This window comes from Larsenimonas salina, from assembly GCF_023736155.1.
Classification (GTDB): domain Bacteria; phylum Pseudomonadota; class Gammaproteobacteria; order Pseudomonadales; family Halomonadaceae; genus Larsenimonas; species Larsenimonas salina.
In genome coordinates this window covers 235,543-259,185 of the sequence record NZ_JAMLJJ010000002.1, presented here as the reverse complement: position 1 = coordinate 259,185, position 23,643 = coordinate 235,543, and the positions used below count along the sequence as shown (strand labels likewise).

Annotated in this window: 21 protein-coding genes and 1 tRNA gene; 3 read left to right on the top strand and 19 right to left on the bottom strand. The window is 57.1% G+C overall.

Annotated features, from left to right (window positions below):
- Positions 1–70: 70 nt before the first annotated feature.
- The 3 genes from drt3b to NAT23_RS06415 form a co-directional block, all read right to left on the bottom strand.
- Entirely contained in the window at positions 71–2,125 is a 2,055-nt protein-coding gene (gene drt3b / locus NAT23_RS06425; RefSeq protein WP_251926537.1) for an antiviral reverse transcriptase Drt3b, read from the bottom strand.
- Positions 2,125–3,459: an antiviral reverse transcriptase Drt3a gene (drt3a, locus tag NAT23_RS06420; protein WP_251926536.1), complete on the bottom strand. Its 1,335-nt coding sequence runs from the start codon at positions 3,457–3,459 to the stop codon at positions 2,125–2,127. The genes drt3b and drt3a overlap by 1 nt, the downstream gene beginning before the upstream one ends.
- Before the next feature lie 423 nt (positions 3,460–3,882).
- Positions 3,883–4,314 carry a carboxymuconolactone decarboxylase family protein gene (locus NAT23_RS06415; protein WP_251926534.1) on the bottom strand — a complete coding sequence of 144 codons (432 nt, stop codon included), beginning with the start codon at positions 4,312–4,314 and terminating at the stop codon, positions 3,883–3,885.
- 202 nt (positions 4,315–4,516) lie between these two features.
- Between NAT23_RS06415 and NAT23_RS06410 the strand changes: the two genes are divergently transcribed.
- A complete protein-coding gene (locus NAT23_RS06410; RefSeq protein WP_251926532.1) occupies positions 4,517–5,053 on the top strand; it encodes a DUF3237 family protein in 537 nt (178 codons plus the stop codon).
- A 191-nt stretch (positions 5,054–5,244) separates the two neighbouring features.
- On the opposite strand, the gene NAT23_RS06405 is transcribed toward NAT23_RS06410, so the two are convergent.
- A tRNA-Arg gene (locus NAT23_RS06405) sits at positions 5,245–5,321 on the bottom strand.
- A gap of 96 nt (positions 5,322–5,417) precedes the next feature.
- Complete coding sequence (locus tag NAT23_RS06400; RefSeq protein WP_251926530.1) at positions 5,418–6,107, bottom strand: type 1 glutamine amidotransferase domain-containing protein; 690 nt, start codon at positions 6,105–6,107, stop codon at positions 5,418–5,420.
- 527 nt (positions 6,108–6,634) lie between these two features.
- On the opposite strand from NAT23_RS06400, the gene NAT23_RS06395 reads away from it, so the two are divergent.
- Positions 6,635–8,062, top strand: coding sequence for a sugar porter family MFS transporter (locus NAT23_RS06395; protein ID WP_251926528.1), 1,428 nt, complete (start codon positions 6,635–6,637; stop codon positions 8,060–8,062).
- Positions 8,063–8,160: 98 nt separating this feature from the next.
- Here the strand turns inward: NAT23_RS06395 and NAT23_RS06390 are convergent, their stop codons facing one another.
- From NAT23_RS06390 to NAT23_RS06345, 10 genes are all read right to left on the bottom strand, one after another.
- Entirely contained in the window at positions 8,161–9,042 is an 882-nt protein-coding gene (locus tag NAT23_RS06390; RefSeq protein WP_251926526.1) for an oxygenase MpaB family protein, read from the bottom strand.
- An 11-nt stretch (positions 9,043–9,053) separates the two neighbouring features.
- Positions 9,054–9,794, bottom strand: coding sequence for a FadR/GntR family transcriptional regulator (locus NAT23_RS06385; RefSeq protein WP_251592487.1), 741 nt, complete (start codon positions 9,792–9,794; stop codon positions 9,054–9,056).
- A 139-nt stretch (positions 9,795–9,933) separates the two neighbouring features.
- The gene (locus NAT23_RS06380) at positions 9,934–10,893 is read right to left on the bottom strand and encodes a 2-hydroxyacid dehydrogenase (RefSeq protein ID WP_251926524.1); all 960 of its coding nucleotides are present in this window, start codon (positions 10,891–10,893) and stop codon (positions 9,934–9,936) included.
- Between the two features lie 89 nt (positions 10,894–10,982).
- The gene (locus tag NAT23_RS06375; protein WP_251926522.1) at positions 10,983–12,467 is read right to left on the bottom strand and encodes a tripartite tricarboxylate transporter permease; all 1,485 of its coding nucleotides are present in this window, start codon (positions 12,465–12,467) and stop codon (positions 10,983–10,985) included.
- Between the two features lie 10 nt (positions 12,468–12,477).
- A complete protein-coding gene (locus NAT23_RS06370) occupies positions 12,478–12,783 on the bottom strand; it encodes a tripartite tricarboxylate transporter substrate-binding protein (protein ID WP_251926520.1) in 306 nt (101 codons plus the stop codon).
- Positions 12,771–13,019, bottom strand: coding sequence for a hypothetical protein (locus NAT23_RS06365; RefSeq protein WP_251926518.1), 249 nt, complete (start codon positions 13,017–13,019; stop codon positions 12,771–12,773). The genes NAT23_RS06370 and NAT23_RS06365 overlap by 13 nt, the downstream gene beginning before the upstream one ends.
- Before the next feature lie 351 nt (positions 13,020–13,370).
- Positions 13,371–14,132 carry a malonate transporter subunit MadM gene (madM, locus tag NAT23_RS06360; protein WP_251926516.1) on the bottom strand — a complete coding sequence of 254 codons (762 nt, stop codon included), beginning with the start codon at positions 14,130–14,132 and terminating at the stop codon, positions 13,371–13,373.
- 10 nt (positions 14,133–14,142) lie between these two features.
- Positions 14,143–14,553, bottom strand: a complete 411-nt coding sequence (gene madL, locus NAT23_RS06355) for a malonate transporter subunit MadL (protein ID WP_251926514.1) — start codon at positions 14,551–14,553, stop codon at positions 14,143–14,145.
- 82 nt (positions 14,554–14,635) lie between these two features.
- Positions 14,636–16,177, bottom strand: coding sequence for a malonate--CoA ligase (locus tag NAT23_RS06350; protein ID WP_251926512.1), 1,542 nt, complete (start codon positions 16,175–16,177; stop codon positions 14,636–14,638).
- A 44-nt stretch (positions 16,178–16,221) separates the two neighbouring features.
- Positions 16,222–17,583 carry a malonyl-CoA decarboxylase gene (locus NAT23_RS06345; RefSeq protein ID WP_251926510.1) on the bottom strand — a complete coding sequence of 454 codons (1,362 nt, stop codon included), beginning with the start codon at positions 17,581–17,583 and terminating at the stop codon, positions 16,222–16,224.
- 153 nt (positions 17,584–17,736) lie between these two features.
- On the opposite strand from NAT23_RS06345, the gene NAT23_RS06340 reads away from it, so the two are divergent.
- Positions 17,737–18,405, top strand: coding sequence for a GntR family transcriptional regulator (locus tag NAT23_RS06340; RefSeq protein ID WP_251926508.1), 669 nt, complete (start codon positions 17,737–17,739; stop codon positions 18,403–18,405).
- Between the two features lie 36 nt (positions 18,406–18,441).
- On the opposite strand, the gene NAT23_RS06335 is transcribed toward NAT23_RS06340, so the two are convergent.
- From NAT23_RS06335 to NAT23_RS06320, 4 genes are all read right to left on the bottom strand, one after another.
- Entirely contained in the window at positions 18,442–20,019 is a 1,578-nt protein-coding gene (locus tag NAT23_RS06335; protein WP_251926506.1) for an aldehyde dehydrogenase (NADP(+)), read from the bottom strand.
- A gap of 67 nt (positions 20,020–20,086) precedes the next feature.
- On the bottom strand, positions 20,087–21,418 hold the full coding sequence (locus NAT23_RS06330) for a glucarate dehydratase family protein (RefSeq protein ID WP_251926504.1): 1,332 nt from the start codon (positions 21,416–21,418) through the stop codon (positions 20,087–20,089).
- Between the two features lie 23 nt (positions 21,419–21,441).
- Entirely contained in the window at positions 21,442–22,353 is a 912-nt protein-coding gene (kdgD, locus tag NAT23_RS06325; protein WP_251926502.1) for a 5-dehydro-4-deoxyglucarate dehydratase, read from the bottom strand.
- A 118-nt stretch (positions 22,354–22,471) separates the two neighbouring features.
- A complete protein-coding gene (locus tag NAT23_RS06320) occupies positions 22,472–23,551 on the bottom strand; it encodes an SMP-30/gluconolactonase/LRE family protein (protein WP_251926500.1) in 1,080 nt (359 codons plus the stop codon).
- Positions 23,552–23,643 lie beyond the last annotated feature (92 nt).

Below are 23,643 nucleotides of genomic sequence, written 5' to 3'. Positions count from 1 at the left end.
TGCAGATGAACCTTCGCGCGTGTGTGTGTGGCTGCCTACAGCCATTTAGGTTTGAGCGATGCACGTTTTATTAATATACTTCTAAACTTTTTTTCCTGTCAAGCTCTTCAGCAAGATCAAAACCAGTCCATTTGGTAAACCAATAATTATTTATAGCCAAAAAATTCTTTTTCTTAACTTTACCATGAACTTTCCAAACCTTCATCAGACGGATTTTTCCCTCATCGGAAATATATGGACAAGATAACAGGTCTAAGAACATGAAAGTACATTCCGCCATCTTTGACACAGGAACCAGGCTTTCCTCAATCATTTCAATTGAATGATCCTCAATGAAATTACGCAAACTTTTATATCTAGACAAGTTCTTCATAAAAAAAAGAGCTGTAGTTACTACAAAATAGTTCAATCTACCATCAACTTTGAAACTACCTGTAACAACATCATGTTTAATATTTAAAAATTGCGCCAGCTTATCTTCTGAAAGCCTATAATAACGCCCTAGACAAGAGAGAATATTAAGGAGATACAACGTCTCCACCTGAGCATTATTAGTTACAGCCTCTTTGGCTAGAACAAAATTTATGTTTTCATATATTTTATTAAAAACAGCATTCGCATCATCACGCTCAAGCTCTTTACTACGTACAAAATCAACTAATATATATAGAGCCCTCGACAATTTGACTGTAGTATTAACCTTAGGAGATGAAGCGTAAATAAAAAACATAAACCCTACAATTGAAATTAAAGCTTGGCCTAACTGTCTTGCCGAGGAATTACTTTTTTCTATACCTTGATAATCACTCAATATCCGTTGAATCCTGACCTCGAGAATTGCAAAAGTATAATTTAAAGCCGCTTCATACTCCACTTTACTCGTTTTTATTATGGACTTAAATGAGGTTATTAAGTCTCCTTGATTTATATATATACTCCCCTTAAAGGCCTTGTTACCATCCCCTTCTAACTCAAACTCCTCAAGCTGATAAGCTATTTTCTTATCCAACATTTCTGAAATATATTTTTTAGCGATAGTAACTTCAGTTATTATTGGCTTATTGTAGAAAATCGCTTTATCTGAATTTAAAGAAAGATTATATTTTTTCAACGATACCGTCAGGGACTCAACTATTTTACAATAATCATCCAGATTATTGTAAAAAACAAAGTAATCATCTACATACCTAAATATTTCATAATCTATTTTCCACTCCAACCCTAATCTTCGAAGTTCCTCAAAGACATCATCATCTATCCTTTGGAAAATAATCTCAGCAAAAATTCTAGAAATTTCAGGGCCTATAGGTATGCCGTTAGTTTCTTGATAGTTAGATTTCTGAATAAGCTCGTCGAATTCCTGGCCAAAACTTTTCTTCAACTGAACATTACCTGGGAAAGTCTTAGACAGTATATTCTTTACTGTGTCTTTTCCATACATCGCCCATGAAATAGAGTGTGTATAAATGCTATCAAAACATTTAGCCACATCAAGCTTGGCCATATTGTTGTATATCTTTTCACAGCGATGGTATTCTTTTGATTCAAAGAACTTGAAAATATTACTTATATCCTTATAAACAAAAAAAGATTTTAGGTTGCTTTCTTCACCGTCATTCTCTTCGACTAAACTATGGAGAGGTTTAAGTCTTTTCTTATCGTTCCAGTAAACACTTTTTGCTATTTTAGCGGGCCTTCTCAAGCTAAACCTACTTAAGCTAGAGCTGTACAAAATAAGCTCTTTAAACTGATCATAGAAACTCGCAGCTGCCACTTGATTTCTAGGATGCAATATAGATAGTCTCCTCAACTCAGTAGGCTGGTGCTTTATAAAATAATGAAAAGGAATAGTTATTATTTCATTTGAAATTTTTAATTTTTTATAGCCTTGTTCATCATTAGCCCTTTGCGCTTCAGAAATTTCGAACCCAAAAATTATTGCGACAAACGCATCTAATTCTTTACTAGAAGCCTTCCAATAAACATGGCTTTCTTGCATTGAAACCTCATACTTCAACAGAAACTTATAAAACCCCTTATTAGAAAAAGATACAGGCGTTTCATATGGAAGTACATCCGAAAGAATCATTCTTTCTTTTTGACGGGCTAACTTAATCTTGTTCATCACTTCCACACTTTAGTAATATATGACAATTCTTTAGTTGTAAACTTTCTAAAAGATTTATTATGAAAACCATCATTAAAACTTATTTTCTTAAGCCTTCTTATAAGTGAGGGCTTAGGCAACTCATCTATCTTCAAAACCAAATAAACATCAAGAAAGTCAATGCCATAAAAGCTATTTAAAAATCTATTAGAAAAATAAATACCAACGAAAGCTCCACCTTTATTATTTGTTAACTTAGTGTTGCCTGTCAAAAAACGAATTCTCTTTACTAGTAGTTTCTCTTCTGGCTTCGCCCTACTTCCTTCTAAAAATTTCTCAAATGCAACATCTAGTTTTTCTTGATAAGATTCTATTTTTCTCCTACTGAGGTCAACATGAACATTCTTACCTGTATTAAACTTATACCCTAAAAACTCGAATTCATCTTTACTTTCAGGCCTCTGTAAATCGATCACTCTAGTTTTCGATTCATTCATACTCAGATGATACTTTTTTAAAGCATCTCGTATCGATTCAGAATATGATTCTTTTTTACTCGGTACAGGCGGGCAAAAAACCACAATTATATCGTCCACATACCTCGCGTAATAAACTACTTCCTTTAAACCTCGTACCTCCGAATCAAAATTCGCCATATATACCTCTGACAATACCGCACTTACCCCTACCCCCCTAGGCACTCCTTTTCCAAAATTTTCAGATATATTTGAATAATCAGACAAGAGTCGGCCTAACATCTTTTTTGACGATAACGATAAAGAATCATTGGCATTTATAATACTAAATAGCATTTTATGATTTAAACTTTCATAAAAACTTGAAATATCAGTTCTAATAACTATTTTAGGTAAATCGTCTTTTAAAATACTAATAACTTGAGGGATAATAAAATGACGATTTGACTGTTTTACCCCAAAAGCCAGGCCGATGTTCTTCTGCAACTGCTTGCTCGCAAAAAAATCTTCAGCCTTATCACCTATGCAATATGTAGGTTTATTCGAACGGACTACTCCCGACTTTATGGCAAGGGCAAAGGACTTATGATTAATCCTATCCGCCACTTTAAATAAGCTTTCATTTATTTTTTCAGATCGGTTATTTTTCCTATATCTCAAAATAGCCAAAATACGGCTCTTTCTTTCTTCGAAAGTTTTTTGGGAGTAATAGCTTTTCTTTTTATTAACGTATAAAAGAGATTGCCTTGCACTCTTTACTTCTTTTGAGATCTGATCTATTTCAGGAAAAAAATCACCTTCTAAATATCGGCCTTTTTTGTTTTCGTCATCGAACACATTCCTAAGATTTTTTTGAGAGAAAGACTGTTTGTGCATAAACCTCACCAGAAAGCTTGCTTTTTTAAAAAAATTAATTTAATAGCAATTAATATCGGGGCATGAAGTTATCTAATTCTCTATAATTCATAAAAAATTAATTCGCAGCCAATTAATTATATTATTTAAATCTTTATCAATCATTCGATTCCAAGCTAAGTTCCATCACATATACGCACCAAACGCCATCGGCTAACGGTGTCTCATTCTTAAGCTACCCCTTTAAAATTTTACACTCAATTACAAAAAGGGCGATTAACTGCCTTTTGGCGGCGGTGCATTGCCGCAGGTGGGCCACACACATAAAACGCCGCGCATGGGCGCGGCGGTGGGATAGAACGCCGGAGAGTTGGGGTTAGATGTCTTTGCCAGTGAGGATGCAGCGCCTAGGATGACGACTTGAGGACGAAATAACCACCCGCTCTACTGGCGCATGCCGATGGCGAGGCGGTTGTAGGCGCTCATCAGAGACACCGCGAAGGTAAGGTCACTGATCTCGGCATCAGAAAAGTGGGTCTTCAGCGGCTCGAAATCCTTGTCGGCGGCGTGGGAGCCGGTGATGTTCACCAACGCCTCGGCCCAGCCAAGCGCAGCGCGTTCGCGCTCACTGAACCGGGCACTGACGCGCCAACCGGCGAGGCTATCGAGCTTGGCGTCAGGCACGTTTTTCGCCCGCAGCGCGTCGGCGTGCATCTCGAGGCAGAAGGCGCAGCCATTGATCTGCGAGATGCGCAGGTACACAAGCTCGATCAGTTCCTTGCCGAGGCTGCTGTCATCGAGGGCTTGCTTGGTGGCACTCAGCCCCTTGTAGGCGTCCGGGGAGAGCGAGGCGTACGGCAGGCGCGGGGTAGACATGGCAAGGCTCCTTCAGTGAAGAATGCGATTGAATACGAAGAACGCAGTAAAGCTTAAGCGCAGGTACCGGGGCGTACGCAAGTACGGGTTTGCCAATACTGGATACTGGTACGCTGGGTAACTGCGGTAGGTTCAGAGGTGGCGGGGCCTTTGGCCCTGCGACGGCATTACCTCAACAACAACACAACAGAGGCACTCCCGAATGAAAACATTGACGCTTCTTCTAACCCTGGTGCTTGCGATGACGAGCTTTAATGCGCTCAGTGCCGAGAAGGATCCTAACCGGGACAACCGGCTGGAAACCCGGTTCGTGTATGAATCTCACGTAACCATCGATAAAAATCGTGCGACGGTCGGCCAGAGCAAGTACGGCGAACGCGGCATCGTCTGGATCACCGGCGGTGACGTGAAAGGCCCGCGAATCAAGGGTAGCGTGCTGCCCGGCGGCGGCGACTGGCAGCTCGGCCGCCCGGATGGCGTGCTCGATCTAACCGCACGTTACGCGATCAAGACCGACGACGGCCATACCATCGTGGTGACCAACAACGCCCTCATCGATCACCGCCCGACGGAAAAGAACCCGGATTACGACTACGTGCGCAGTGTGTTGGGCTTCGAAGCGCCGATCGGCAGCCCCTATGAGTGGATGAACAAGTCGATCTTCTTGGGCACGGTCGAGCGTGGGCCGAACTTCAAGACCGATCCGTCCGTCATCATTCGCGTGTGGGAAGTGCTGTAAGCAACTGTTGTCATGACACCCAACGGCGCCGGGCTGGGTAACGCGGCATGGCTGCGCAAGACACGATGGCGCCCGTTTGTGCACATACAGTTCGTACGCACGTGATTTATACCTGCGTGGTTTATACGTAAGCGGGTTCTGCGAAAGCGATGTGAGACGTGTGAGAACGTACGGGAAATGCAGGGAGGGGGTGGCGCCCGAAGCAGGACTCGAACCTGCAACCCACGGCTTCGAAGGCCGGTACTCTATCCAATTGAGCTATTCGGGCACGGAGCACAGTCTACCGGGAAAGGTTCGGCTTCGTAAAGCCGAACCTTGCATACCCCGATGAATTACTTAGCGCAAAGAGGTACTTAGCGCCGGCTCAGCGATTGAAGCGCGCCAGCAGCGAATCCGCCACGGCGCGGGAGCTTGCCGGGTTCTGGCCGGTGACAAAGAGGCCATCCTCGATGGCAAACGGCGAAAACGCCGCGACCTTTTTGACGTCAGCACCGCGATTGCCAAGCTCGTCTTCCAGCAGATACGGCACCACATCGGTCAGGCCCACCGCCGCTTCTTCTTCATTGGTGAAGCCGGTCAGGCGCTTGCCCTTGATGATGTACTCGCCGTGGGCGTCCTTCACGTTCAAAAAGACCGCAGGTGCGTGGCACACGGCGGAAACCGGCTTGCCCTGCTCTAGGAAGGTCTTGATCAGCGCGATGGAGTCTTCGTCACCGGCCAAGTCATACAGCGGGCCGTGGCCGCCAGGGTAGAACACGGCGTCAAACTCGGAGGCGTCAACGCCTGAGAGCACCTGGGTCTCGCGAATGGCCTGCTGGGCGGCTTCATCGGCGTAGAAGCGGCGGGTGTCGTCGGTCTGGGCATCCTCGCCTTCGCTGTTGGGGTCGATCGGCGCGGCACCTCCCTTGGGCGAGGCAAGCGTGACGTCGCAACCGGCGTCCAGAAAGGCGTAGTACGGCGCCGCGAACTCTTCGGCCCAGAAGCCGGTCTTGTGGCCGGTGTCGCCGAGCTGGTCGTGCGAGGTCAGTACCATCAGTAGTTTGGGCTGGCTCATTGGAGGCCTCCTGATCCGTGATTGAAATCGGCGCGAAGCATAACATAATTAGCACGCTAACAACATAACGCAGCCGCGCGGTGATGCTTTCACCCTAGCCCAACCTGGGTGCAGGGCAAGGCGTCGCGGCCCCTACCCGGCTGGGCCTTCCTACGCCCACTCCTGATCACAACACTGACAGCAACGAGCACGGCACTAACAGCAGCGTCAGAAAAGACCGCGATGCTGGTCGAGTTCGTGCCCTTCTGCCCCGCCAGTGCGCTACTGATCGAGCACGGCATCCTCAACCTCCAACACGCGATGTCGCCCGAGACGCGCCAATACGCGCCAGAATGCGTCCGACATTACCGAAACTACATAAACCGCCGCACCAGCGTTCATCATATGTAGTTTAAATTCTCTTGATACCACTATGGTCTAACTCGCCTAGTGATTTACCCAAGCTTTAATTACCCTGAATCCATCATTAAACGCGCATTTATGCGCTCTTTTTGCTGAATCGTTTCAGCCAATCGGAGAACCTCCCAATGACACACGTCAGTGACGCCCCGTCGCATCGGGGCCCGAGCGGAAAGACGCTCGTCATCCTGGTCTCCATCGTGGCCGCCCTTGGCGGGCTGCTGTTCGGCTATGACACCGGCATCATCGGTGTGGCCCTGCTCGGGCTTTCGAAGCAGTTCGTGATGGATGACACCATGAAGCAGATCGTGACCGGCGCGATCATCTTCGGCGCCATTTTCGGCTGCCTCGGCACCGGGCCCCTGTCCGACCGTCTGGGCCGACGCCGTTCCATCGTGCTGCTCGGGCTGGTGTTCGTGATCGGCTCGGTGCTCTCGGCCGTGGCGCAAAGCGTTGAAGTGCTGATTCTGGCGCGCTTTCTGCTCGGCCTCTCTGCCGGTAGCGCCACTCAGATCATTCCGGTCTACATCGCCGAAGTAACCCCGCCCAAGCACCGCGGCAAGCTGGTTGTCATGTTTCAGCTGATGGTGGTGTTCGGCATTCTGGTAGCCTACCTCACAGGCTTCGCCCTCGGCGATGCGTGGCGCTGGATGTTCGCGCTCGGCACCATTCCGGCGGTGGTCCTGATGCTTGGCATGATCGTTTTGCCTGAAAGCCCACGCTGGCTTTTGGGTCAGGGCCGTGAAGAAGAGGCGCTCGGCATTCTCGAGCGCGTGCGTGAAAGCCGTCAGGGTGCTCGTCAGGAACTCGATGAAATCAAGGAAATTTCCGCCCGTCCCGAAGGCACCTGGCGGGATCTTTTCAGTGATTGGGTGCGCCCGGCGCTGATCGCGGGGTTCGGCATTGCGATGTTCTCCCAGATCACCGGCAACAACGCCATCATCTATTACGCCCCGACCATTCTCAGTAACGCGGGCTTTGATGAAAACGCCTCTATTCTCGCCTCCATCGGAGGGGCGGTGCTTCTTAACATCGCGACCGTATTCGGCGTGCTGATGGTCGACAAGATCGGCCGCAAGCGCTTTTTGATCTGGATGGTGCCGGGCTCCATCGTCGCGCTGATCGTGATGGGCATTCTGTTCATGGGCGGCGCACCGACGTCCGCGGCCGGCCAGTGGACACTGGTGGCGTGTCTGGCGCTTTACATGGCGTTCAACTGCAGCTTCGGGGTCTGCCTGTGGCTGATCAACGCCGAGGTCTATCCGCTGTTCGTGCGTGGCAAGGGCGCAAGCGTCGGGGCCTTCAGCCACTGGATCTTCAACCTGATCGTCACGCTCACAACGCTTACGTTGATCAACGCGCTCGGCACCTCCGGCACGTTCTGGCTCTATGCGCTGATCTCGACACTGGCGCTGGTGTTCGTGATTCGCTACATCCCCGAAACCAATGGCCGCTCGCTCGAGCAGATCGAGGCCGACCTCAAGGCCGGCACGTTCTTCCCGAAAGACCGTCGCAAGAGCGCGGCGTCAGGCGAGGCCGCCGTTTCAACCTCGTAACTGAACGGCGTACGCCCCTCTCGATAAAACAGCGCCTTCGGGCGCTGTTTTTTATGGGTGCGCTTTTTATCGCGGCGCTCTTTTTAAAGAGGACCTTTTTATCGAGACTCAGAGGCGTCGGCTGCGCTCATGCGGGCGGTTGCACGGGCGCGGGCACCATCGCGCACCGCCCAGCGCAGCACCGGGGCCAGGGTATTGACGCTTGCCCGCGTTGCCCGGCGGCCGGCCGGCGAGGCCCTGAGTTCGAGCGCGTCCTGCGCCCAGTCAGGCAACAGATCCGCCCCGCCGCGAAGAAACAGCCGGTAAAACAGCCGCACCTGCCTGAACTGGGGGCTGCCTGCCCACAGAAGCCGCACCACCTCGCGGGTGCGCGCGTCCACGATAAGCTCGGGCCGCATCCGCTCGAGGTAGGCTTCCACCTCACCGACGGTCTCCGGCACCCAGGTCGCGCCAAGCCGGTAGGCAGTCAGCGCGCTTTCCCGGTAGTAGCGGTCCTGCTCCTCGATGGAGAGCTCTGTCTGGTAGTAGCGCAGACACCCGGCGAGAAAGCTTCGAGCCTCACTCACGTGCACCCAGGTCAGAAGCTCCGGGTCATCGGCGCGGTAGGCGCGGCCATCGGTGTAGGTGCCTGTTACGTGCCTGTGAATACTGATGACTCGCTCGATCAGCCGCTCGGCGTCCGCGGTCGGCCCGAACGAGGTCGCCGCCACGAACTGGCTGGTGCGCCGGAGCCGGCCGAGCATGTCGTCTCGAAAGTTGGAGTGATCCCAGACGCCTGCAAGGGCCAGCGGATGCATCATCTGGAGTAAAAGCGCCGACACGCCGCCGCAGAGCATGGACGTGAAATCGCCGTGCACGCGCCATACCATCGAGCCCGGGCCAAAAAGCCCCGGATCGCCCGGAGGCTGGCTATAATCGATGCCGCCGAGCGCCAACCCGGAAATACCGTGAATACGGCGCTCGATCGCGTTACGCAGCATCGGTGCAGGCCTCAGTCACTGGGCAGGTAGGTGCGGTAGGTCTGGGTCGCGCGCAGAAGGTGCTGCTCCATCGCCTGAAACGCGCCCTCCGGGTCACGGGCGAGAATCGCATCGAGAATGCGCTTGTGCTCGACAGCCACGTGCTCGAGGTAGGTGTGCGCGGCCTCGGTATCAAGCTCGGCGTTCAGGAGCTGCGCCCGGGGAATCGCCCCCTTGTGCAACGGGTCATAGAACGCCAGAAAACAGGGGTTGTGGGTGGCCTGAATGATGGCGTGGTGAAACGCGTAGTCTTCCCCGCGCCCGAGCGTCTTGTGGTGGCACGCCCCGACGAACGCATCATGGGCGGCCTGAAGCGCCCGGGCATCCTCGTCGGTATGGCGGCTCGCGGCGAGTTCCGCCGCGCGCGGTTCGACCGTCACCCGAAGCTCCAGCACGAACAGGATGTCCTCGACCGTGGTCGCACTGATGTCCTGCGCAGGCCACACCCGCTCGGGTTCGGTGCGAAGTACCCGGGTTCCCACGCCGCGCCGCGTCTCGATCAGGCCCATGGAGCGAAGGTGCGCGATGGCCTCACGCACCGCCGTACGGCTAACCCCGAACAGGTCGCACAGCTTGCTTTCGGTCGGCAGTTTCTCGCCGACCTCGATCTGCCCGCTGTTGATCAGCGCCTCGAGCTGACGCGCGATCTGACTGGACAGACTGCCCTGCTGATTGATGCGTTCAAGGTTCAGAGCTTTCGTCTTCTCGGTCATCGGTCTCTATATGCTCGGCTCAAAGGAAAACGCGTCGACGGCCGCCCCCATGATAACAATGGCTGGAGGCGGGCTCGTCGACGCATATTAGCTGACACGGACACACCGTCTAAACGCATCCCCTCGCGCGGGGCGTTGCCTAGGCAGGCGTCAACGGCGAGGTACCGGCCAGCACCCGGTTCAAGTTATCCGCGGCCAAATCGCACATCGCGCCGCGCGTTTCCACGGTCGATGACCCAATGTGCGGCAGCAGCACGACGTTGTCGAGGCCCATAAGCGGCGACGACGGATCAAGCGGCTCACGTTCGTAAACATCAAGCCCCGCATAATACAGCACGCCTTCCTGGAGACACTCGATCAATTCCTGCTCGCGCACCACCGGCCCGCGTGAAATGTTGATCAAGATGGTCTTTTCACGCGTTCGCTCGAGCTGTGCCCGGCCGATCATGCCGCGCGTTTCATCGCTGAGCGCGGCGGTCACCACAATGAAATCAGCGGTCTCGAACAGGGTATCAAGATCCACCTGGCGGGCATCGAGTGCCGCTTCGACCTCGGGTTTGGAGCTTCGGTTCTGAAAGATGACCGGCATGTCGAAGCCGAAATGCCCGCGCTTGGCGACCGCCTGCCCGATGCGCCCCATCCCGACGATGCCGAGCGTCTTGCCGGTCACATCGACCCCGAAATCCTGGCTCATGAGCGAGGTCGACCAGTTCCCTGAACGCACCTTGCGTTCCATCTCGCCGGCGCGCCGGGCGGCCATCATCAAAAGGACAAAGCCCGTGTCGGCGGTGGCATCGGTCAACACCTCCGGGGTGTTGGTCAGGACAATGCCCCGCGCCTTGAGCGCCTCGCGCGGGTAGGCATCAACGCCGACCGAGACACTTGCGATCACCTTGAGCCGCGGTGAGCGCTCGATCAGCGCCTCGTCGAACTTCACGTTCGAGCCGAGAAAGGCATCCGCCTCGGCCATGGCCGCGTTGAAATCGGCCCGGTCGGCGTCGCTGTTCAGCCGTGTGAAGTGCACGACGTTGTAATGCTGCTCAAGCGTCTTGAGAAGCTCTGGGTAGAGTTCATGCACAATGACGACATTGGGTTTCATCGACTATCTCCTGAAAGGATTGTTTTGTTCTAAAAACGACATTCATTAATATATTATTAATTAAACATTTACTTGCGCCCTGCCGGGGCTCACGCCTTGGCGGTTTGATAATTGCGGCGCAGTGACATCAAAAGAAACACCAGGGCCAGCACCAGAAAGGCCAGGCTGATCGGCCGGGTCAGAAACGGCATCCAACTGCCATCGAAGGTCTGAAGACCACGGCGCAGGTTGGTTTCGGCCACACCGCCGAGAATCAACCCGATCACCACCGGCGCCACACCGAAGCCGAACCGGGCCAGCAAAAAGCCCAGCACGCCGAGCGCGATCATCAGATAGACATCGAAGAAATCACTGTTGATGCTGAAGACCCCCACTGCGCAGAAGATGAAGATCAGCGGCAGCAGAAAATGCTGTGGCACCCGAAGCAGACGCACGAACAAGCGAATGCCCCACCACTGCACGAACAGCATCATGATGTTGGCCAGAAGGAAGGCCACGAAAATGCCGTAGACAAGCCCTGACTGGGTGTCGAAGAGCGTCGGCCCCGGCTGAATGCCCTGAATCATCAACCCGCCAATCAACACGGCGGTCGCGCCCTCGCCCGGAATACCCAGTGTCAGCATCGGAATCAACGCCCCGCCGACCATGGCGTTATTGGACGATTCCGAGGCAATCACGCCCTCCGGTGCGCCCTTGCCAAAGGCTTCTGGCGTGCGCGAAACGCGCTTGGCCTGGTCATACGCCATGATGGAGGCGATGCTCCCCCCGGCGCCCGGTACCGCGCCCACCCCGGTGCCGACCAACGAGGTCATCAGCGTCAGCTTCCAGTTTCTTAACACTTCACGAAGCCGCGGGAACGCGCCGTCGAGGGCGTTGTCGACCTTCATCGAGGTGCGCGGCTCATGCAGTTTCTCCAGATCGGTCAGAAGCTGCGAGACCGCGAACAGCCCGACAATCACGGCAAGCAGGCTCACCCCCATCAAAAGCGACATCTGATCGAAGGTCAGCCGCAGCGCGCCGGTGACCTGATCGGCGCCCACGGTCGATAAAAGCATCCCGACAAGCCCCGCGATCAGCCCCTTGATCAACGAGGCCCCCGCCAGTGACACGATGATCATCAGCCCGAGAATGCTCAGCGAGAAATACTCGGCCGCGCCGAATTTAAGGGCGATGGCGGCAATCAGCGGTGACACCTGAATCAGGATGGCCGCACTGATCATCCCGCCCACGAACGACGACGCCACCGAAAGCCCCAGCGCCTTGCCGGCGCGGCCGTTGGTCGCCATCGGGTAGGCATCAAACGTGGTCGCGATCGAACCGGGCGTGCCTGGCATGTTGAGCAGGATGGCCGGCACCGACCCACCGGCCACCGCACCACAGAACGCACCGAGCAGTAACCCGATGCCGGAGATGGGGTCGAGGCCGTAGGTAATCGGCAACAGCAGCGCCACGGCCATGGCCTCGGACAGCCCCGGCAAGGCGCCCAGAAGAATGCCCATCGCCGTGACCGCAAGGCCGGCAGCAACCGCCGCCAGCAACAGGCTCAGACACGTTTCCTGGATAGACCCGTTCATGCGGGCCTCCTTAGCGGTTCTCGCTGGCAACCGCTTGCGCCACCGGAATCAGCCGACTCGAAAGCGATTCGACGTAGTCCTGAAATTCGGGGCCGGAGCGGAAGTCGACATCGATGCCAAGCTGCTCGATGCGCTTCTGAAACGCCGGGTCTTCCGACGCCTGCTTGAGTGCGGCTACCCAACGCGACCGAACGTCGTCATCAAGCCCTTGCGGCGCAGCGACCCCTCGCCAGTTGGAGATGTTGATGTCGTAGCCCTTTTCCTTGAGCGTCGGGACATCGGGCAGACCGTTCGGTCGCGCGTTCAATGACTGCATGCCCCACCACAGCCGGAGAGGTACTGAGGGATGATGTTGACGCCAAACTGCTTTTCGAGACTCGGCTGCAGCGAGCGGATCAGGTAATCGGAACCGCCGCCGGGCGCGGCAGGCGAAATGAACTTGATGTCGTCATCGGGGAAGTCAGCGGCATGTGCCGAGGTCACCGCGAGCGCAAGCCCGAGCGACAAGGCATTGATTAGAGGTTTTTTTCCAAGCGCTTTGATCATCATCACGTTTCAGCATCCTTTTAGTAATACATCATACAACTATCAGAATACTCGGCTAACGCGATTTATCAGTGCGCCTTTAGTTTACTTAACTACTAAAGTAGAAAGCTCGGTTCATCTGACCTGGGAACCCCAGGGTATAGGCAAGCGTTTGCTGAGAACCAAGTCTGAAAGACACGCGTTCAGGCCAGAGCCTAGAAAGAGGCCAGCGTATCTGGAAGGGGGCCAGCGCAGTCGGAAATAGGTCAGCGAATCCAGAAAAAGTCAGCATACGAAAACGGCATGAACCGACCACCGGTTCATGCCGACATGACACCCAGGCATCGGCGGGCTTTTCAACCTGGTGTAAAAAATGAGCTACGCCAGCGCCCGCACCGCCAGAAACAGCACGGTTGGGGCGAGCAGGATGCCAAGCCCGGTATAAAAGGTCGCCGTCATTGCGCCATAGGGCACCAGGCGGGCATCGGTGGCCGCAAGGCCTGCCGCGACCCCGCTGGTGGTGCCGATCAGGCCGCCAAAGATCATCGCTGAGCGCGGGTTGTCCAGCCCGATCCACTTGGCCGTCAGCGGGGTAAAGACCATTGTCAGGATCGACTTGACTAGCCCGGCGGCAATCGACAGTGCGATCACTTCGGAGCTCGCGCCAAGCGTTGCGCCGGTTACTGGCCCGACGATGTAGGTCACGGCGCCCGCGGCGATGGTGGTGATGTCGACCGCGCTGGTGTAGCCGAAACTCACGGCCACGACCGCACCGGCGATAAAGGACACCAGCACCCCCGCAAACAGGGCAATGACGCCGCGGATACCGGCCTGCCTGATCTCCTGAAACCGCACACCGTAGGCGGTCGCGATGATGGCAAGATCGCGCAGCATGCCGCCGCCCATTAGCCCGAGGCCTGAAAACAGGCTGACGTCCGCCAGTCCATGCTTGCCACCGGTCGATACCCCGCCAAGCCAGGCCAGCGCCAGCCCGACAAGAATCGCGATTGCCGAGCCGTGCAGCCGGCCGCGGGTCAGACGCTTGCTGGCCCAGTGCGCAATAAACATGGTCAGCCCGATCACGGCGAAGGCCGCGATCAGATGATACTTGTCGAATACCGTCATGATGGAATCGTTCATGGCAAGCTCCTCAGTGCGTCCGGCCGATGGCGGTCGACGGAGCGTCGGCGTCGCTCGGCGGCAGCGGTTCACGACGATGCCCGGTCAGTACCGGCACCAACAACAGCCCCAGCGCCATCGCCAGCGCCCCGGCAAGCAGAGCAACCAGACCGCCACTGAACGCCGCGGCCACGTTCTGACTGGCCGCCATGGCCACCACGATCGGAATATACATGGCGTTCCAGAAGTTGATGCCTTGCTCGGTGCTTTCAGGCATATGACCGCGCTGCTTGAGAATGCCGGTCACCAGAATCAACAGCAGCATCGCGATGCCAACACCACCAAGGTTGGCGTCGATGCCCAGTAGCGTCCCGAGAATATCCCCGGTTACAAGCCCGACCAGCATGCAGCCGGCCAGGAGTCCTACCCCGTAAATCACCATGAGTGTTTCCCCATCATTGTTGTTATGCCGGGCCGGCCGCGACCGCGGCCGGCTGGGTCATCGTGAAGTGGCAATCCAAATGCTACTCACTCGGTACCGCCGTGCCGGCCCGATAAAGGTCGGCGTACGCCTCGCGCAGCGCATTTTTCTGCACCTTGCCCATGACGTTGCGCGGAAGCTCATCCACGAACACCACCCGGCGCGGCTGCTTGTAGCGGGCAAGATGCGGTGCCAGCGCAGTGATGATGTCGTCTTCCGTTACCTTCGCGTCTTCGTTCAAGACCACGGCGGCGGCCACGCCCTCCCCCAGGTCCGGATGAGGCAGGCCGATGACCGCCGATTCGTTGACGCCGGGCAGCTCATCGATGAACTGCTCGATCTCCTTCGGGTACACGTTGTAGCCGCCGGAAATCACCAGATCCTTGTCCCGGCCGACGATGTGTAGGTACCCCTCATCATCGATCATCCCGAGATCCCCCGTGATGAAGAAGCCATCAGAACGAAACTCTTCCCGGGTCTTTTCAGGCATTCGCCAGTAGCCCTGGAAGACATTGGGGCCTCGAACCTCCACCAGCCCGTTCTGCCCGGCGGGAAGCTCGGCACCACTGTCCCGGTCGACCACGCGCACCTCACTCCCCGGCAGCGCAAACCCGACCGTGCCTGGCCGACGCTCGCCGTCGTAGGGGTTGGAGGTGTTCATGTTGGTTTCGGTCATGCCGTAGCGTTCCAGAATCGTGTGGCCGGTGCGGGCCTTGAACGCTCGGTGCGTCTCGGCCAGAAGCGGCGCCGAGCCTGAAATGAACAGCCGCATGGTGGCGGTGCTGGTGCGATCAAGACCAGGCTGATCGAGCAGGCGGGTATAAAAGGTCGGCACGCCCATCAGCACCGTGGCCTTGGGCATCAGCGACAGCAGCGCCTCGGCGTCAAAGCCTGGCAGCAGGGTCATGGAGGCGCCTGCTGTCAAGATGATGTTGCAGGCAACGAACAGGCCGTGGGTGTGAAAGATGGGCAGCGCATGCAGCAGATGGTCGTCTTGGGTGAACTGCCAGGTGTCCACCAGCGCCTGGCTGTTGGCCGCAAGGTTTTGGTGGCTCAGCATGGCGCCCTTCGAGCGCCCTGTCGTTCCCGAGGTGTACAGGATCGCGGCCAGATCGTCGGCCTCGAGCTTGGCTATGGTCTGATCCGGCGCCTCCTGCGCAACCTTCTCCATCAGGCTGCCCCCCGCCCTGGTGTCGAGGGTTTCCACATGGGCAACGCCATGGGCCTCGGCCAGGGCCTGATGCCCTTTGCGCCGCGACGGATCGCACACCACCAGATGGGGCTCGGCGTCCTGCATGAAGTACGCCACCTCATTGTCGGTGTAGGCGGTATTGAGCGGCAAATAGACTGCTCCCGCCCGCAGGCAAGCCAGATAGAGCATCAATGCCTGAGCGCTCTTCTCGACCTGCACCACGACCCGATCGCTCTGGGTCACACCCAGCCGGCGCAGCGCACCCGCCATCTTCATGGCCGTGTCCTGAACGTTTGCATAGGTGTAGGCTTCACCGCCGGTGGTGGCCATCAGCACCTTGTCCGGCTGCTGATCGAAATGCGTTTGAAACTGTAGATAAAGATTATGATTCACGGTACGTCTCCTGAGATAAGCGGTGTCAGACCTTGTCCCTGCTGTCAGACCCTGTCCTTGCTGCGGGTAAAGCGCTGCTGACCCTGTTTGGCCGCGCGCTTGACCTCGGAGGAGCAGGCGATGGTGCCCTCGCGACTGAACGCTTCGTGGTTTTGTTCGATGCGACTGGGGTCATAGAGGTAATTCACCATGACGGCATGCGACTGCTGGAGGCCCTTGACCGAGGTATCGCCGGGCCAGTTGATGCGGTGAAGGCGGGCGCCGTTGCCGAGGTGAAACCGCGCGACCGGGTCTGCCGGCGCGCCGTGGCGCTTGGCATCCAGCAGATAATGCGCGGCCAGCGCCGTCACGTCGGAGGCCATCTTGCTGCGGGAAGCCTTGTCCTCGCGCCAGGTCTCGGACTCCAGCCGCTCGATCAGATCGCTGCTGCCGGGCAGGCCGCCGTCCTTTCGCGTCTGATCCAGCCACTTTCTGAGCCCTGGCACCGGCGAAAGCGTGACGAAGTTCTCGAGCTGCGAAAGCTCACGCTGCAGCTCCTCGACCACCTGCTTGATCAGGAAATTGCCGAAGGAGATGCCCTTGAGGCCGGCCTGGCAGTTGCTGATGCTGTAGAACACCGCCGTATCGGCCTCCTCCGGCGCCACATGCTCGTCGCCGTCAAGGATCGACTGGATGTTGTCGGGAATTCCCCGGCACAGGGCCACTTCGACGAAGATCAGAGGCTCGTCGCCGGTCGCGGGGTGGAAAAACGCGTAACAGCGCCGATCCCCGGGGTCCAGCCGTTGGCGCAGGTCATTCCAGTCGTGAATCGCATGCACCGCTTCATACCGGATGACCTTTTCGAGCACGGCGGCCGAGGTGTTCCAGTCGATGGCCTCCAGCATCAGAAACCCGCGGTTGAACCAGGAAGCAAAAAGGTGGGCGAAATCCGCATCGAGCGGCGCAAGCTCCGGCGCCTCCTTCAGCATCGCCAGAAGGTCAGCCCGCATCTGAACCAGCTCATAGGTGCCACCGGGGCATTGGTTGAGCCGACGCAGCAGGGACTGTCGCCGTGGCTCGCAGGCACTGCCAAGCGCCTCGAGCGCCTGATTGTCTTCTGTCTCGCGGTAGCGTGCGTAGGCGGCATGAATCGCGGCCGGATCCGCAGCGTACTGGTCGGCCAGCAGTTGGAAAAACGCCCGCCGCTGATCAGCGTCAAGCGCGCGATAGGCCGTCAGCGCCTGTCTGGCGATCAGGATACGAGAGGCTTCGCCGCCGTGATGCATCAGGGTATCGCAGGCCGCGTCCAGCCTGGCAAGCGGGCTTTCTTCCCGACCGCCCTGTCTGCCGACGAACATGCCGTTCTGACGCGCCTTGGTTTCAAGACTCGAGAGCAAGTCCTGCAGGAAACTCATGTTAACGTTCATGCTGTATCTCCCCACCGGTAATAGCGTTCGAAGCCGTGCGTCCATGCCGTTATTTGGACTTGAAAATCGGTCTTTTTGTATTCTTCAAAATGGTATGTTGTATATAACAATCAGCCTGCACCGACGGGGTGTCAACATGGGAGAAAGTCTAAGATGTCTCGGATACCTCACTCGCAACGCCTGAAAGATCAGTTGGAAGACGCCATTGTGGAAGGTGTCTACGCGCCGGGAGACCGACTGGATCCCGAGGCGCTGGCCACTGAATATCAGTGCTCGCGCACTCCTGTGCGTGAGGCGCTGCAGCAACTGGCCACGACGGGCATGGTGGAGGTCAAGCCAAAACGGGGGACCTTCGTCGCACGACTAAATGTTATGGAGGTGGTCGAGCGATTCGAGGTGATGGCCGAACTGGAAGGCATGTGTGGACGCCTGGCGGCGCGACGCATTACCGCCGATGAGCTGACCGAACTGAACACCGCGCATGAGGCTTGCCGTCAGGCTCGGGATGCCGGCGACAGCGATGAGTACTACTACCGAAACGGGGTATTTCACGAGTGCATCTACGCCGCCAGCCACAATGACTTTCTGGCCAGGGAAGCGCGGCGACTACACGCTATGCTCAAGCCCTACCGTCGGCTTCAGCTTCATGTGCGCAATCGGGTGAACGAGTCGTTCGAGGAGCATGAGCGCATTGTTCATGCGCTCATGGAGGGCGACACCGAGACGGCGCGTCGCGAATTGATGGATCATGTCCGCCTGCAGGGCGACCGCTTCAACGACATGGCGGCCTCCCTGCAGCGGCTGTCGCCCTCCCGGGCCTGATTCCCATGGCCGGGAAAGCGACAGGACCTTGCAGGATCAGTGCTCGCGTGAGCCATCCACCAGGCGACGCACACCCAGCGGGTTACTTTCCTTGAGCGCGTCCGGCAGCAGTGCGTCCGGCAGGCTCTGATAGCAGACCGGGCGCAGGAAGCGATGAATCGCCGCCGTGCCGACCGAGGTCGTGCGGGTGTCAGACGTTGCCGGGAACGGCCCGCCGTGCACCATGGCGTCACAGACTTCCACGCCGGTCGGCCAGCCGTTGACCAGAATACGGCCCGCCTTGCGCTCGAGCGTCGGCAGAAGCGCCTTGACGTCGGCGTGGTCGCTGTCGCTCATCTGAAGGGTCGCGGTGAGCTGGCCTTCCAGATGCTCGGCCACCTGCGTGACCTCGTCGAGCGAGTCGCACTCGATGATCAGCGACGTCGAACCGAACACTTCCTGAGACAGCGTTTCATCATTGATGAAGTGCTGCGCGCTCGTCGCGAATAGCCCCGCCTGACAGGCGTTTTCACCCTCGCCCGCAGGTCCCTGGCCGAGCCGTTCGGCGGTGTTGGAGGCGTCCAGCGCCTTGACCGCCTCAACGTAGGCCTCATGAATGCCTGGCGTCAGCATGGTGTTGGCGGCGGCGTTATCAAGCGCGGCCACGGCCGAGCGCTTGAAGGTCTCGAGCGCCTCGCCCTTGACCGCCACCACCAGCCCCGGGTTGGTGCAGAACTGACCGGCGTTCATGTTCAGTGAGCCAATGAACGCCTCACCGAGCGCCTGCGCCTCGCGTTCGAGCTTGTCGGCCATCAGGAACACCGGATTGATGCTGCTCATCTCGGCGTAGAACGGGATCGGCTCGGCGCGCTCCTGCGCGGCCTTCCAAAGCGCCAGACCGCCCTGACGAGAACCGGTAAAGCCGGCTGCCTTGATGCGGGAATCCGTCACCAGGGCGGTGCCGATGTCGCGACCAGAGCCGTAGAGCAGTGAGAACACGCCTTCCGGCAGGTTGCACTTGGCCACCGCGCTCTGAATCGCACGGCCGACCAGCTCGGACACGCCCGGATGTGCGCCGTGGGCCTTCACGATCACCGGGCAGCCCGCCGCCAGCGCAGAGGCCGTGTCACCACCGGCCACCGAGAACGCCAGCGGGAAGTTGCTGGCACCAAACACGGCGACCGGGCCGAGCGCGATGTGGCGCTGACGCAGATCGGCGCGCGGCATCGGTGCCCGGTCGGGCTTGGCCGGGTCGACGCGCACGTCGAGCCACTCGCCGTCGCGCACTACGCGGGCAAACAGGCGAAGCTGATTGCAGGTACGTCCGCGCTCACCGTTCAACCGCGCTTCCGGCAGGCCGGTTTCCTGAACGCCGCGCTCGGTGATCTGATCGCCCACCGCCTCGATTTCATCGGCGACGGTTTCAAGAAAGCGCGCCCGGTCTTCAAGCGAGGTTTCGCGGAACGCATCGAATGCGGCCCAGGCCAGCTCACAGGCGTGATCGACCTCGGCCCGTGTTCCGCCGGGATAGCCAGGCTCGAGCGACTCGCCCGTGGCCGGGTTGATGGCCTTCACCGTCTTTTGGCTGCCTTTGACCGCCGTCTGGCCGATGAGTAGTTCCCCAGTCAATTGCATACTGCCTCCGCTAGTGTGCATGGATCTTTTCCATGAAAGGTGTGCATGGACGTCTCTCCATGAAGTCTCAATCCCGTACAAGCGTCGGACGCTTGGGATCGAACTGCCAGCCATCAATCAGATATTGCATGGCCATGGCGTCATCGCGCTGGCGAACCTCCAGCGACTGATAAAGTCGGTTCGCAGCCTCGAGCTGCGCCTTGTCGATCGTGATGCCAAGCCCGGGGGTCCTGGGCACCGAAATCTTGCCGTCCCTGATCTGGAACGGCTCGGTGGTCAGACGCTGACCATCCTGCCAGATCCAGTGGGTGTCGATCGCGGTGATCTCGCCCGGGCACGCCGCCGCCACGTGGGTCATCATCGCAAGCGAGATGTCGAAGTGGTTGTTGGAGTGCGAGCCCCAGGTCATGCCCCATTCGTTACAGAGCTCACCGACCATGACGGCACCCTGCATGGTCCAGAAATGGCAGTCGGCCAGCGGAATGTCGACCGAATTGAGGGCGACCGCGAACTGGAGCTGCTTGAAGTCGGTCGCGATCATGTTGGTGGCGGTGGGCAGCCCCGTACGGCGCTTGAACTCCGCCATGGTCTCCCGGCCGGAATACCCGCCTTCCTGGCCGCAGGGGTCTTCGGCGTAGCTCAGCATGTGTCGGATCGGCGTCAGGGCCTTCACGGCCTGATCGAGCGTCCAGGCGCCGTTGGGATCAAGCGTGAGCCGCGCATCGGGAAACGCCTCGTAAAGCGCGCGAATGCAATCGGCCTCGGCCTCAGGGCTCAGTACGCCGCCCTTGAGCTTGAAGTCCTTGAAGCCGTACCGGGCGTGCGCCGCTTTCGCAAGCCGCACTACCGCCTCGGGGGTCAGCGCTTCCTGACAGCGCACCACGTCCCAGTCATCGCGCGGTGACTCAGGCGGCTTCGGGTACGGCAGATCCGTCTTGTCCGGGTCGCCCAGAAGGAACAGATACCCAAGCGCCTCGACTTCGTCGCGCTGGCGCCCGAGCCGGCCAAGCAGATCCGCCACCGGCAGCTCGACGTGCTGGCCGTAGAGATCGAACAGCGCCGATTCGATGGCGGTCAATACATGCACCGCCACACGCAGATCGAACGTCTGCTGGCCGCGCTCTTCCGGGCCGTTGCCTTCGAGGCGGGCCTTGCACTGCGTCAGCACCTGACGGAAATCGCGCAGGCTCTGGCCCTCGATCAGATCTCGGCACTGCTCGAGCCCGGCTAGAATGCCCTCGCTTGACGGAATCTCGCCCACGCCGGTGTTGCCGGCGCTGTCCTCGATCATCAGCACGCAGCGAATGAACCAGGGGGCGTGACCGCCGCTCAGGTTCAAAAGAAAGCTGTCGTAGCCGGCCACGGGCGTGATGGTTATACGTTTCAGGGTTGGGAACATGACACTGCCTATTTATTGAAAAGTCAGCGGCTGGCCTTGATAAGTTCGGAAAGCTCGGCTTTCTCGGCCTCGGTCGGCATGGTCAGGGGCGCACGTACGTCGCCTGCAGGTCGACCGATCAAATCTGCACCGGCCTTGATCAGGCTGACGGCGTACCCTTTCTTGCGGTCGCGCAAACGGCAAAACGGGATAAAGAAGTCCTGAATGATTCGGGTAACGGCCGCCTGGTCGCCCTGTCTCAAGGCCTTGTAGAACGCCATGGTCATTTCCGGCATGAAGTTGAACACCGCCGAGGAATACGTGTTTACGCCAATCGAAAGATAGGCTTCGGCGAAAATTTCGGCCGTCGGCACGCCACCGATATAAACCAAACGGTCTCCAACGGTTTTGATGGTGTCGTTCAACGCCGCGATGTTCCCGACCCCGTCCTTGAGCCCGATCAGGTTCGGACAGGCGCTGGCCAGTGACTTGACGCTCTCCGCATCCAGCACACCGTTAGCGCGGTTGTAGTAGACCACTTGCAACGAGGTACTGTTGATGACGGCTTCGGCGTACTTGATCACACCATCCGCCGGGCATTCGGTCAGGTAGGGCGGCATCAGGAGAATGCCATCCACTCCGGCCTCTTCGGCCATGCGGCAGTAAGCCTGGGCATCGGGAATGCTTTTCCCGGCACTGGCGATAACAGGAATACGCCCGGCAACGACGTCCACCGCGGCCTTGCATATCTGCGCGTACTCATCCATCGACAGGGAGAAGAATTCGCCGGTGCCTCCTGCCACGAAAATACTCGAGACGCCCTGGTCGACAAACCATTCGATTCGGTCACTGTAGCTATCGACATCGAACCGACCTTCAGGCGTCAGATCGGTAATCGGAAACGACAGCAGGCCATCACTCAGGGCTTGGCGAATCTGGTCAACAGTGTGTGTCATCAAGATATTCCTTGTAATCGCGTTGCCGGGCTACTCGTTTAGCCCTTAAAGGTAATACATCATACAAACTACATGCGTGGTCGACTACACAAAAAAAGTCTAATGCGTCAGAGAATCATCAACTCAGGGCGCTGCGGGTATTCACATAAAGTGCGTAGATAGAGTGGCTGCCGGCCATGAGCAATCGGTTGCCCTCGCGGCCACCAAAGCACAGGTTCGCGCACCGCTCCGGTAGCCTGATATGCCCGATCGCCTTGCCCTCGGGGTTGAAGACCATGACGCCATCGAGGTCTTCGGGACGCCCCCTGGGGTCACCGGAGCTGCCCCAGCCACACCAAAGATTGCCATCCTCGTCACACTTGATGCCGTCAAGCGCCCCATACCCTTCCGCCTTGATGTGCTGGCGTCTGCCTCCGAGCGACCCATCGTCGTTCACCGAATAGGCCCACACCAGCCGGTTCGGCTTGGCCCGCCCCTCGACCAGGTACAGGGTGGTTTCATCCGGTGAGAAACAAAGCCCATTGGGGCCTGCGACATTGTCGATGACCTGACGCACTTCGCCACTCTCGCCATCGACGCGATACACCCCATGAGGCAGCTCGGTATCGATTCGATGGCCTTCGTAGTCATTGCCCGTCTGAAACGGCGGATCGGTAAACCAGATAGAGCCGTCGCTTCGCACCACGACATCGTTGGGCGAGTTGAACCGTTTGCCCTGATAATGATCCGCAAGCACCGTTATCTTGCCGTTGTGCTCGGTCCGCGTGACACGCCGCCCAAGACCTTCAGTGGTGGACCCCTCGCAGACAATCAAGCGCCCCTGAAGGTCGCGGCACATGCCATTGGAAAAGTTGGATGGCTGACGATAGGGCGAAAACGCACCGGTGATTTCATCCCACCGCATGATGCGGTTATTGGGGATGTCGCTGACCAGCAGATAGCGCCCGTCGGCGACCCAGACAGGCCCCTCGGCCCAGCGCATTCCCGTCGCCAGTTTTTCAACACTTGCGTTGAACAGCCGGTATTTCAGGAATGAGTCGTCCAGCACCTCGACGGCGGCATCGGGGTAGCGAAGGCCAAGAGGCTCCGCGCTGGCCCGCCCGAGATAACTCATGGTTACGGCACCTGCAGAAAGCGCCATGGCCTGCTTCACGAACCCGCGCCTGGTTGCACCGTCTTTACTGCTTGATTGATCCATGGAACCTCCTGTTCATCATCAGTATGTCGACACGACATTTGCCTACCGACACGACATCCGCCCACCGGCCCACCGACAGGCACACGCTGCCC